The following is a 12,850-nucleotide window of genomic DNA, read 5'->3' as shown; positions in this document are numbered from 1 at the left end:
GGGGCTTCGCCGATGCGATAACGAATGCCAAAAGACTCAACATACAGCAGCCTTTGCTGGAGTTGAGTCTTTTATTATATAGGATGCATGGTGCCAATTTATCATCGAGCAGGGAGCAGCTTGAAATAACAGCTAAGCAATCAGGATCAACTTGCAGCTTTATACCATCCTTGCCTGGGAAGGCGTCATGCCCTTGTACTGTTTATACAGCTTGGTAAAATAATTCGGGTTGCTGCAGCCGACGATGCCGGCAATTTCCGTGATGGTCAACGTCCGTTCGCGAAGCAGCCGTTCCGCTTCATTCATCCGGGTCAGGTTGACGTAATCCACGAAGGTGCGGCCCGTTAAACGCTTGAACATTTTGCAAAAATGAAACGGATTCAAACCGACTTCCGCAGCGGCGGCCTCCACCGGCAATTTCTCGCCGATGTTGTTCTCGATATGCTGTATCAGCTTTTTATAACGCTCCCGATTCGCAAAATAAGGCTCGTTCGTTTTCTCCGCGAGCTGTGTGGGCATGAACGTGCGCGCCAGCAGCACGAACAGGGTGTACAGCTTCGACTTGGCAATGAGCTCATAAGCCGGACGGCGGACGGCAAGCTCTTCAATGACTTCATCCAGCAGCGGATAGCAATCTGCGCCAGCCGGGTCACTCTCCGCAGGCTTGACGGGAAAACGCAGCCGGCCTTCCATATATGGAGCGACATAACGCGAGTGAACCGGATCATGAAGAGAATCGTTGAACAGGGATGCATTCACCACGACGCAATCAAACCGCACATCGCCATCCTCGAGGGCATAACCCACATGCAGACTGCCGCCCGGGATGATGATGAACTCTCCAGCCTTAACGTCATATGGGGTGGTATCAATATGGAACACGGCGCGCCCTTGGCGCATGCATAGGATCTCAAAGTGCTCATGCCAGTGGAGATAGAGGATGCAATCCTTCGTTTTGGCACCGGGACAGAAGTTATGAAATACCTGTACGGGATACGCCTTATCGCCAAGCCTGGTATTCTCATGAAGCTCTCTAGGATAGGACATACGAATTCACCTCGAACCGCAAGATAAGAGTGGTATTGCACAAGGTTGTATAGAGATATTGTTGTGTCTCGCCATTATAATGAAGTTGCTTCATCTACATTAAGCCAATATCGGAATGATTACAACCACTAGGCGATGATTTGAAAGCGGTTAATCAAACGATGACGTATTCAGGGGGAGTAATGGAAATATGACCACGGCGTTTAAAGTTGTTATCGCGGGATGCGGGAGCATGGCGAATACTTGGGCGGATTATGCCAAAGGGCGGGAGGACGTTGAAATCGTGGGTCTCGTGGACATTCAGGAGACTTTCGCGAAGGCATTTGCCGATCGGCACGGTCTTTCCTGTCCGACGTATGACAATATTAACGATGCACTTGCTTCAAGCGGTGCGAATATCGTATTCGATGTGACCATTCCCGCCAGCCACTATGGGATTAGCACGGCTGCGCTGAAGCACGGGTGTCATGTATTCAGCGAAAAACCGTTAGCGGAATCGATGACGGAATGTCTGGATATCGTGAAGCTGGCGGAGTCTGCTGGCAGAACCCATGCCGTCATGCAAAACCGCCGATTTGATCCGCGAATACGTGCTTTCAAGTCTTTGATCGATAGCGGAGCGATCGGAAAGCCCGGTTTCATAGGGGCCGATTTCTTTCTTGGCGCGCATTTCGGCGGATTTCGGGACCTGATGGACAGTCCCCTGCTGCTAGATATGGCCATTCACACCTTCGATCAGGCCCGCATGATCAGCGGAGCCGATCCGGTATCCGTATATTGTCAGGAGTTCAACCCGCCCGGTTCCTGGTACGCCGGCAATGCGATGGCGATATGCATCTATGAAATGTCGGACGGCTCCGTGTTCAATTACCGCGGGTCCTGGTGTGCCGAAGGCGCTCAAACCTCCTGGGAAGCCGCCTGGCGCGTCACGGGTGAGAGGGGAACGGCAATCTGGGACGGACATGACGAGATCTATGCGGAGGTCGTGGCGGAAGGGGATCAATCGGGAAGCTTCATTCGGAAGTATGAGCGGATTGAAGGCACGCTGCCAGCCATGGGGAAGACGGGGCATCATGGCTGTCTGGAAAATATGTTTCACGCACTGGAAGCCGGCATCAAGCCGGAAACCGACTGCAGCGACAACGTATACAGCATGGCGATGGTGCTGGCTGCATTGGAAAGCGCCAAGACCGGACGGAAAATCATGATTTCGGAGTTCATGAACGGAATGGGCGTTTAACCTTGGCTGAGGAGTACTCGAAACGTATCCTGCCTCTGAGCTCGAATAGCTTTGCAGTTACGTGCGGGGCGTGAACATAAGCATAGAAGAAGTCGCGATAATCGCGGCTTTTTTTATTGTAACAATGGATGTCCTCATTTCATAGCTTTATCAGCGTCCGTCTTTCGAAGACAGCCCTCTTCCAGGGAGGGACACGGACATGCTACAATATAGCACAAGCATAAGTAAAACGCTTAACCTGGAAGAGAAAGGAATGACTTCTTTGCAGCAAAACTGGTACCGCAAGCTGCTTCTCTCCTATTTTCCCATATTCCTCATCACGATTACGATCCTGGTGTTTCTTTCATTCATCATGTTTAATGAGGCCTCGCGCGAAGAGGCAGCCAAAGCGAACGGAATTTCCACGCGTTTTATTATGGAAGATCTGGATCGTTCCATCAACGCCATCGAGATGAACGTGCTGAACGAAGCGGAAACGAGTGCCCTATACTCAAGCTATTTGTTCAGCAACCCGTCATCCGACCAAAATTTGATGTACTCGCTTGTCAAACGTCTCCGCGGGTTACAATCGGGCAGCGACCTGATCGAATCGGTCTATTTATACCGTCATTCGGATCAGTCGGTGCTGACCACCAGCGGCCAAAGCCCGCTCTCGACTTTTCCGGACCGTTCTTATATCGAGTTTGCCGTGAAAGAGCACGACTACCGGGGGTGGTCCGCCGTTCGATCCATGACGGGACTCGGGGAGAACGAGCCGAAGCAGGTCATCTCCATGTATAAAAATTTGCCGCTTCCCTTCGGAAGCCAAGGGCTGCTCGTCATTAACGTAAGCATGTACCGGGTGGAGCAGATGATCAATCCGATGATAAATGACAGCGTTTCCTTTTTGAATATTTTGGACTCCAGCGGAGATCTCATATTTGAAGCATCCCAAATCGGAGAGGATAAGCGGGCCAAAGAAGGCAAGGTGCTGACGACGCTGCAATCGGATCAGCTGGGATGGACTTTTGAAAGCGGTCTCCGGGTCGGGCAGCTCTATGCTTGGGTGTCGGTCGTGTCCTACATCTGGATCGTGATCGGCTTCGTAACCGTGGTGCTTGCCGTTATTTATATCGTCTATGTTACCAGGCGGAATTATCAGCCGATCAAAGCCATGATGAACCGCATCGAGTCCATTCAGCTCAACATGCCCCAGGCCGCCAAGGATGAGCTTTCCATGATCGATAGTGCGCTTGAAAGCCTGATCAGCCGGTCCATGGACTATGACAAAAAGCGGCACGAGAATCTCCAGCTTCAGCGCAGCCAGCTGTTCATGGACCTGATCAGCGGGCAGAAGCCCGAAGAGGAACTGCTGTCCCGGATGGCAGAGCTGATTCCGATGAAGCTGCCGGAACAGCCGGCGGGTTACGTCATCCTGCTCGGTGAAATCAACGATTACAGCGGTTTTCAGGATGTTCATACCGTCCGCGACCAGAACGTGCTGAAGTTTGCCTTGATGAACGTGTTCCAGGAGCTTGCACGCAATGCCGGCTTCAACAGCTGGCTAGAATGGATCGCCGGCAGCCGCGTAGGCATTCTGATCGCGCTTCCAGAGATGAAGGAGGAGACGCGTGCTTCCCTGATCCGCGCAGCTGAGGAATGTCGGAGCTGGGTCGAGGAAAAGCTTCGTTTGTCGGTGAGGTTCGGGCTGGGCAGCACGGTTGCCGGGCTGCATGAAATAGGCGCTTCGCACCAATCAGCCTCCGAGGCGCTCGGCCACAGGCTGGCGATGGGCGATCATGCCGTGCTGGTCGGGGACGAGCTGCCCCAGGGAGATTTAAGCCGCCTGCTTCCTTATCTGAATGAAATCTCGGAGCTGGTCAAGGACTTCCGATTAAATAATGAAGGCTGGAGAACCCGTCTGAAGGACATGTTTGTTTCATTCAAGGCAGAGCGTCTGAAGGACGATACGATCCGTTCTCTGGTCAACAGCATGCTTCAGCTGCTGGCCCGGGAGGTCGGTGTGTTATCCGACGAGCTGAGGAACCAGCTGTCGGAGGGCAGGGAGCATGTACTGGCTGGAGCCGCAACCTTAGAGGAGCTGCAGAGCAGGATCACCGATCAGTTGACGGAAATTTACCGCACCTATGTTGCGCTTAGCGAAACCAAGAGCTACCGTGCCATGATCAGCGAGATGAAGCACTATATAGAAGAGCATTTCGACGATCCGAATTTGTCCCTGAAGCATCTGAGCGACCGTTTTCAGATTTCCGGAAAATATGCAAGCTATCTGTTTAAGATGGAATACGATATGAAATTCGTGGATTTCCTCGTACAGCTGCGCATGAAGCGGGCGGAGGAGCTTCTGGCGCAGACCGACCTCTCGATACAGGAAATTGCGGAGAAGATTGGATACGCCAACTCCATTACCTTCGGGCGGGTGTTCAAACGGACGTCGGGTGTGACGCCGGGCGACTACCGAAAGCTGCAAATGAAGCCTGCACCGGGGACGGAGCTCGGATCCTAGAAAGCGCTTCGATAACGAAAACGGTTTATGATTATAGTTTATCCAGAAACGGGTGCAGAAGTTTCCGGCCGGAAGCAGCACCCGTTTCGCATTTTCTGGAGAATGTCGGTATGCGTACCGAATGCAGCGGGTTATGTGGAAGGGTTCTGCAAACGGAACAAACTCCGGATATATCAAGCATTAAAGTCATGATTAGAAAACGGTTTAGATAACGAAAATCGTCATTTCTCTACGTTGAAACCTTGTAACGAAGCGGGTTCTCGCGTTTGGAATTTGGTTTATTGTCATCCGCTTGCCCTTGAGGCATACTGAGAACACCCGAGAGGTTAAGCGCTTACATTATGGGATCCGAAGCAATTCGGATGAATCCGCAGCTTTCTATCATGAATAAGATCGGCGCAAATCGGCAGGGACATAATCCAAATAGAAAAGGGGATGTAATGATGGCAGCAAGCAAGAAAAAATGGGGCAAGCTCGCAAAGCTCACGCTGGTCATGTTGATGGTCGGAACGGTCGTATTATCCGGGTGCTCCTCAGGCTCTGGCAGCAGCACCAATGCTTCGGGCGGGGATTCCGGCTCCAATGACGGCAAGCAGGTTACGCTGAAGGTCGAAATTTTTGACCGCGGCAATACACCGAAGCCTTATACCATCACCGACAGTTATCTTACCCGATATATCCAGGACAACTTTGGAACCCCTAACAACATTAAGATGGAATTCGTACCGGTCCCCCGTTCCGAGGAGATCAAGAAGCTGAACGTTCTCATGGCCAGCGGCGGCAATGTGCCGGATATCGTATTTACGTATGACACGCCGACCTTCAACCGCTACGCGGAGCAGGGCGGGCTGACGGAACTGACGGATTTGATCAACGAGCACGGTCCGAATCTGAAGGAATTCCTCGATGAGGACGCGATGAGTTACGGCCAGTACATGGGCAAACAGTTCGCCGTTCCCGGCAAACGGGCCTTCCTTGGCAAGTATTCTTCCTTTATCCGCGCCGATTGGCTGGAAAAGCTCGGCATGGAGGTGCCTCAAACGACCGATGAGCTGTACGCGGTTTTGAAAGCTTTTAAAGAAAAGGATCCGGGCGAAACCGGCGGCAAGGTGATTCCCTTCGGCATGACGATCGAACCGGCTCAATATGATCCGCTGATCTGGTCCTTTATTCAGCCGACTACGGAAGAGCAGAAGTATACGCTGCTGCAAAAGCTCGGAGCCAACGACTATCCGACGCTGCTTCCGGGCTTTAAGGATGCGCTGCAATTTTTCAACAAGCTTTACAACGAAGGGCTGATCAGCCGCGACTTCAGTTTGGACGAAGACAAGAAGCAGTTGACCCAGGACGTGACCAACGGTCTTACGGGCTTCCTGACGGAGGATTATCCGAACATGTACTACGCCGACGGCACCTATGATACGCTCCTCAAAAACCAGCCGGACGCCAAGCTTACGCCGATTGATCCATTCACCAACTCCGAAGGCAAGCATGCGAAGCCGGAATACGCTCCAAACGGCATGTACATCATGATTCCGAAAACAAGCCAACATGCTGAAGAAGCGATCAAATACCTGAATTGGATGGCCGACCCGGACAATCTGCTGGCGCTGCAAAACGGCGTGGAAGGCGAAAACTACGAAATGGTGGACGGCATTCCCGTCATGAAGACCGACGCCCCTCAAGAGGTGATTGACCGACTTTACAACAGCGGCGACATTGCCATTATCGCCAACGGTAATTTTGTAGGCGACGAAACGCAGAACCGGGAGAAACTGACAACCAACTTCCCGGAAAAGTTCCAGGATCTGCATCGCAAGGCCGTGGAAATCTCGGCAACGGATACGTTTAAGCCGGTCAATTTCGACCGTCCGATCGAGGCTGAGGCGAAATACGGCACGAACCTGCAGGCCAAATACGAAGAGATGATCGTGAAGACGGCCATGGCGAAACCGGAAGATTTCGAGAAAACATTTGAAGCGACCATGAAGGATTACATGGTCAGCGGCGGCCAGGCGATTCTTGATGAGCGGACCAAAGTTTATCAGGAAATGCAACCTGAGTAAACCAGCGGGAAAAAGGAAAGGACGGCTTCTTCAAGAGGCCGTTCCTTCGCTCCCGGCGTCATGGACAAGGAGAGGATGATACAGATGAGAGGAACCGTTTACCTGCGCCGGTACTGGCAATTATACGCACTGCTTGTTCTGCCTTTGGTCTATTTCATTATTTTCAAATACGGCCCGATGTGGGGCGTACAGATCGCCTTTAAGGACTTCAACTTCTTCCAAGGAATCACCGGAAGTGAATGGATTGGACTGGATGCTTTTCGCGAAGTTTTCCAGACCCAGGATTTTTATAAAACCCTCCGCAATACGCTGATGCTCAACCTGCTGGACCTTGTGGTATCATTTCCGGCGCCCTTGATTCTCGCCATCATGCTTCATGAACTTAGAATCCAGTGGTTTAAACGTTTGTCCCAAACGATATTGTATATTCCCCATTTCATTTCATGGGTTATCATAGGCGGCATCGTATACCAGGTGTTCGGCACGCAATCCGGGATGATCAACAACATGCTAATGGCGCTCGGTTTTGAATCGGTACCTTTTCTAACCGAAAAAAACACGTGGCTCATTACGTACCTCGCGACGGGGGTGTGGCAGAGCGCCGGTTGGGGAACCATCCTCTATCTGGCTGCCTTGACCGGCATCAACAAGGAGCTGTTTGAAGCGGCGGAGGTGGACGGAGCGGGCAGATTCAAGCGCATCTGGCATATCACGCTGCCGGGCCTGAAAACGACGATTGTGACGCTCCTCATCATCAACCTCGGCAATATGATCTCGATCGGCTTTGACCGTCCGTTTGTCATCGGCAATAAAGCGGTCATGGATTATTCCGACGTGCTGAGTACCTATGTGTACCGGACGGGGCTGGAATCCGGGCAGTATACCCTGGCAACGGTGGTCGGCCTGTTCCAGGCTGTCGTCGGGCTGGTCTTTATCCTAGGCGCCAACTATGCATCCAAAAAACTGACGGACGAGTCCATCATTTAACGTTTTTGCAGAAAGGAGATTCACTCATGAGCGAGCGTGTGTCGAGCCGCGTTTTTGATTCCGTAAACATGATCCTGCTGGCGGTTTTCGTACTTCTCTGTCTGGCGCCTTTTTTCCATATTATCGCCATTTCTTTCAGCTCCAACCGGGCGGTAACGTCCGGCGAGGTGACGTTGTTTCCGGTGGAGTTCAGCCTTCAGGCTTATCAATCCGTATTCTCGGATTCCAGCATGATCCGTTCTCTCGGCTTTACGATTATGCTGACGCTGCTGACGACGGTGCTGTGCATGGTCATGACGATGATTGCCGCTTACCCGTTGACGAAAAAGAAGCTGAAGGGCCGCAAAGTGTTTATGTTTATCATCATTGTGACCATGTTCTTCAGCGGGGGCATTATCCCGGAGTACATTCTCGTGAAGGACTTGAACCTGCTGAATACGATCTGGGCGCTTGTTCTTCCGGGGCTGATCAGTCCGTTTTATCTGATTATCCTGATCTCCTTCTTCAACGGAATTCCGGAAAGTCTGGAGGAAGCGGCCGAGATCGACGGTACGAGCCAAATCGGAACGATGCTTCGAATCATTCTGCCGCTGTCTTTGCCGGTCATTGCGACGCTGAGCCTGTTCTACGCGGTCGGGCGCTGGAACGGATTCCAGGACACGCTGCTCTATATTACGAAGGAAGAGCTGTATCCGCTGCAGCTGAAGCTTTATCAGCTGGTACAAAACAATATGATTACGGATTTGACCCGCAACGAGGGACCGGCAGCCGGTGTCAGAGCAACCACGGAAAGTCTGAAAGCGGCAAGCGTCGTATTTGCCACGGTGCCGATTCTTGTTGTGTACCCGTGGCTGCAGCGTTACTTCGTCAGCGGCGTGATGCTGGGTGCCGTGAAGGGTTAAGGATGACGGATATTAGGGGGATCGTATGATGCTGAACAGGGTTTTTGAAGTCAATGACAGCTGGGTGCGGGAGGGGATGGACCGCCAGATCTTAGAGGAAACGCATCGCTGGCACGGCGGGGTGCGCACCATGGAGAACGGTTTGCCATCGCCCAACCATAACACAGGGACGCCGACCGCCATGGCGATATGGGCAGCAGCACTCTGTAATCCGGCATCGGCATATTACCGCGATAAGGAGCTGGCACACAGGTTTGCGCTTTCGGCCCGTTATATGCTTGCGGCTCAGCACGGCGACGGTACGATTTCGCCCGGCTGGACGAATTTCCATTCCCCTCCGGATACCGCCTTCGTGGTGGTTGGATATGCGCAAGCTGCACAGCTGATTCTGGCTGACGGTTGGGCGGAGCTGAAGGGAGCGGCTGCGGATATGCTGTTGTTTCTGGAGCGCACCTTGCCTGCGCTGATTACCGGAGGCTGCCATACGCCGAACCACCGATGGGTGATCTGCGCGGCGCTGGGCTTCTTGAATGAGCTTTTTGATTCGCGGGATGCCTTGAACAGGGCGGAGGAGTGGCTCGCCGAAGGCATGGACGCCACCTTGGACGGAGAATGGACCGAGCGCAGCAACGGAATCTACAACGTCGTCAGCGATGTCATGCTGATTCACGCGGCCAGGCTGCTGAAGCGTCCGGAGCTGCTGGTACCGGTACGGGCCAATCTGAAGATGATGACTTATTTGGTCCACCCGGACGGGGAAATCGTCACGGAATATTCCGGACGGCAGGATTATGGTCAGCGTTTTGATATGTCGGGGTACTTCCTGCCGTGTCTGATGATGGCTTCCCTGGACCGCGATCCGGTATTTCAAGGGATGGCGGAACAGTCGCTGTCTCTGCTGAAACATCCCGGCGGAGCACCGACCAACGCAGCCGTTCGGCTGCTCTTGGATCCGGGTCTCATGCGCGAGCGTGCAGAGACAACGCCCATGCCGGAGCATTACCGCGTCGTGCTGAACGGCGAATTTCCAAGGGAGCGCTACTTGTCCGGATATGCCGGTGCCGGCCATCACGGCGTTATCCGATACAGCCGGATGCACACGGATTTTGGGGCTCCGGTCGCGCGAATCCGTGAGGGCCGCACCAGCGTGACCGTGAGCACGGAGATGTCCTCCTTCTTTTCTCTGCGTCATGGAGCGGCTCGGCTTCTCGGCGTGCAGTTCGCTTCCTATTTCGACCCCGGCTTTGTCAAGATGAGCCGGCTGACGACGCTGGAGCAGGGATACCGGTTATCCGGCGAACAGGAAAAGGGTTATAACGGACCGGTGCCGGAAGCAGCTCTGCCTGATAGTGCAAGGGAAGGCGTCAGCCCTTGGTATCTGCTGCCGCATCACTGCCGTCCGCAGACGCATGTCCAGCGGCACAAGGTGGAGGTGGAAGTGGTGGAAGCGAGTGACGGCTGGAAGCTGGTCATTTCCTCGACGGAGCCGGAGGAGGTCGTGTCGCAAATCTCGCTGATTTTTCCGGCGGCAGGCAGTCTTAGCGGCGGAGAGCTTGCTCCAGCCGGCGGGGATGCCCAGTTCTGGATGGAAGGGAGCATTCGTTACGAGATGGACGGCGATTGGCTGGAAATCAGCCGGGGCGGATTGCAGCACACGGCGGCTGGCGTCCGGGAAGCGGCTTATCCGCTCGGCTTCCGAACGCTGCTGCTGAATGTGGTGACTCCCTTCGTGAAGGAGATTCATATCAAGCTTTCGCCAGCGGCTAGGTTCGACCGAACGGAAAGGGGAGGATCATCATGACAAGCTATATCGAAGCCCGTGAAAGCATACGGTATTGGATGGGCGACGATGATGCCGGGATACTGAAGACGATCGCAGGGCGCTATATCGGGGCGAATCCGGAAATTCCGTTCGCGCTGCGGCCGTTCGCCGAAACGGGTATTCTTCAGACCGAGGAAGGATATTATGACTTCAACTTCGGCGACCGGTTCCGGGAAGCGAAGCAAGGGGAGGCGGCCTACGCCCTTGGTCTGGTGTGGAGCGACGATGAACGTTCGCTGGATGCCGCGATCATGCCGTACAGCCCGATGCGCTTCTATCTGAACGAGCGGCTGATGTATCGTTCGGGTGCCGAGGACGAGATGAAGCCCGATGCCAAAATCGCCATTCCGCTGGTGCTGAGCCCGGGCTGGAACACATTGTTGATTGAGGCCCGGAGGACCGAAGCCGGATTCGGCTGCCGCTTCGGAGCCGTGGAGGGCAAGGTCCGCATTCTGCAGGTGCTGTCTCCTTTTGCAGACCGGAAGGACACCGCAGGTTGGGCATATGTCGGACCGCTGGCTGCCGGCACGCTCGGCGAAAGCGGCGTCTTTCCGAACGCTCACGGGTCCGAAGTAGACACCGGCATGGATTGGCTTCCGCTCACAGGCTGGAGTGAAGAGGAAGCGGATAAACCGAATTTCGAGAGAATATTCGGCTTGCCGGAGGCCCCGGCTGCGGGGTATGCATGGAGCCGGCTTAAGGTGCCTGCCGGCGTTGACCATGTTGAGTTCAAGGGCAGCGCTCTGGGCAGGACGGAGATCTGGATCGGCGATGATTCCGTCATGGACATTGAGGGGGGCGTCTTCGGTTGCAAGCTGCCCGCTTCGGCCTGCCGCGGGGATCTTTTGGTACGCAGCTGCCGCGGGCCGTCGGGATGGGGGGTTGAGCTTCATGCCTATGCTTCACAGGGAGAGCTGGAGTTTGAGCTTCCCGTCCCGGTACAAGGCGCCCCGTCTCCGTGGATGTATGCCGGGCCGCTGGCCGCAGGGGAGGAGCAAACGCCGGAGGAGGTGTGCTCGGTCAATAGACTGTTTCCGCGTGCGGACGGCCGCGGTTTGACCGGCTGGTCCCTGGATGCGCCGGGCCACCGGGTCAGGCCGTTCTATGAGAACGCCATGCTGAGCAACAAATGGACCTCCGGGGCCGCCACCAATTTCGGGCGCTGGGACTATCCGCTCGGTGTGACGATGTATGGACTTCTTCAAGCATCGCGAGCGCTGGGGCGGCCCGATATCGCGGAATATGCCCGGGCGCATATCGACATCTGCACCCAATGGTACGAATACGCCGTCTGGGACCGGGATACCTACGGATTTCCGTCCGTGAACCATCAGCTGGTGCTGATCAAGATGCTGGACAACTGTGGTTCGTTCGGCTCGGCGATGCTGGAAGACGATAAGGAAAGCGGCAATCCGGAAGTTGTAAAAGTCGCGGAGGACATTGCGGATTTTATGGTGAACCGACTGGAACGCCGGGAGGACGGCGCTTTCTATCGTCTGTGCGTTTCGGAGTATTCCGCAGATACGATGTGGGCGGATGATCTGTACATGAGCACGCCGTTCTTGTCACGCTACGCCGGGATGACAGGCGATTCCTCCTATCTGGATGAAGCGGCCAGGCAGTTCTTGAGGTACCGGGAGTATCTGTTCATGCCGGAGGAAGGCGTGATGAGCCACGTATTCGATTTCAAATACGGGAAAGCGACCCGAATTCCTTGGGGGCGCGGAAACGGATGGAGCCTGTTCTCCTTATCGGAACTGCTGGAACGTCTGCCGGAGGATCATAAGGACCGGCCTGCGCTGCTTGAGTTTTTCCGTAAATTGTGCGCCGGAATTGCTTCTTATCAGGGGGAGTCAGGACTCTGGAGGCAGGTTATTACCGATTCGGAAGCTTATGAGGAAGCTTCCTGCTCGGCCATGTTCGCCTATGCCTTTGCCAGAGGCGTCCGGTTCGGCTGGCTGGAGGAACCGGCACCTTTTGCCGATGCAGCCATTCGAGCATGGCAGGGGTTGACCGAGCAGGCCATCGACCGTCACGGCAGCGTGCACGGAGTGTGCAGCGGATCCCGTTATTCATTCACCGGGGACTATTATAAGCATGATCTGCTCACGGTGGTCAATGACAACCACGGGATCGGGATCATGATGCTGGCGTGCGCGGAGATCATGAAATTGAAAGGCATGCTGAACGGCAAGTAAGGCATACACTTTCATTAAAGCGCTTAACCGTTAACTGGTTAGGCGTTTCGGTACGATGAGTTAAGCGCTTAATTCGTAAATG

Annotated in this window: 8 protein-coding genes; 7 read left to right on the top strand and 1 reads right to left on the bottom strand. The window is 54.3% G+C overall.

Going from position 1 to position 12,850, the window contains the following annotated elements; genetic code table 11:
- Positions 1-159 precede the first annotated feature (159 nt).
- Positions 160-1,047 carry a helix-turn-helix transcriptional regulator gene (locus tag RB297_RS06985; RefSeq protein ID WP_096774184.1) on the bottom strand — a complete coding sequence of 296 codons (888 nt, stop codon included), beginning with the start codon at positions 1,045-1,047 and terminating at the stop codon, positions 160-162.
- A gap of 190 nt (positions 1,048-1,237) precedes the next feature.
- On the opposite strand from RB297_RS06985, the gene RB297_RS06980 reads away from it, so the two are divergent.
- The 7 genes from RB297_RS06980 to RB297_RS06950 all read left to right on the top strand — a co-directional run bounded on the left by RB297_RS06980 (position 1,238) and on the right by RB297_RS06950 (position 12,768).
- A complete protein-coding gene (locus RB297_RS06980) occupies positions 1,238-2,287 on the top strand; it encodes a Gfo/Idh/MocA family protein (RefSeq protein WP_096774183.1) in 1,050 nt (349 codons plus the stop codon).
- A gap of 199 nt (positions 2,288-2,486) precedes the next feature.
- Positions 2,487-4,793, top strand: a complete 2,307-nt coding sequence (locus tag RB297_RS06975) for a helix-turn-helix domain-containing protein (RefSeq protein ID WP_255250514.1) — start codon at positions 2,487-2,489, stop codon at positions 4,791-4,793.
- Between the two features lie 440 nt (positions 4,794-5,233).
- Entirely contained in the window at positions 5,234-6,859 is a 1,626-nt protein-coding gene (locus RB297_RS06970) for an extracellular solute-binding protein (protein ID WP_096774590.1), read from the top strand.
- Between the two features lie 84 nt (positions 6,860-6,943).
- Complete coding sequence (locus RB297_RS06965; RefSeq protein WP_036660881.1) at positions 6,944-7,846, top strand: ABC transporter permease; 903 nt, start codon at positions 6,944-6,946, stop codon at positions 7,844-7,846.
- A gap of 26 nt (positions 7,847-7,872) precedes the next feature.
- Positions 7,873-8,748 (top strand): carbohydrate ABC transporter permease, encoded by an 876-nt coding sequence (locus RB297_RS06960; protein ID WP_096774181.1) that lies wholly within the window; start codon positions 7,873-7,875, stop codon positions 8,746-8,748.
- A 25-nt stretch (positions 8,749-8,773) separates the two neighbouring features.
- Complete coding sequence (locus RB297_RS06955) at positions 8,774-10,549, top strand: hypothetical protein (RefSeq protein ID WP_096774180.1); 1,776 nt, start codon at positions 8,774-8,776, stop codon at positions 10,547-10,549.
- Entirely contained in the window at positions 10,546-12,768 is a 2,223-nt protein-coding gene (locus RB297_RS06950) for a glycoside hydrolase family 88/105 protein (RefSeq protein WP_096774179.1), read from the top strand. Before RB297_RS06955 ends, RB297_RS06950 begins: the two co-directional genes overlap by 4 nt.
- Positions 12,769-12,850 lie beyond the last annotated feature (82 nt).

Source organism: Paenibacillus sp. CR_12 (genome assembly GCF_041953985.1).
Classification (GTDB): domain Bacteria; phylum Bacillota; class Bacilli; order Paenibacillales; family Paenibacillaceae; genus Paenibacillus_AQ; species Paenibacillus_AQ lautus_A.
Note: the sequence above shows the minus strand (reverse complement) of the source record. Positions and strands in the feature narration are given on the sequence as shown.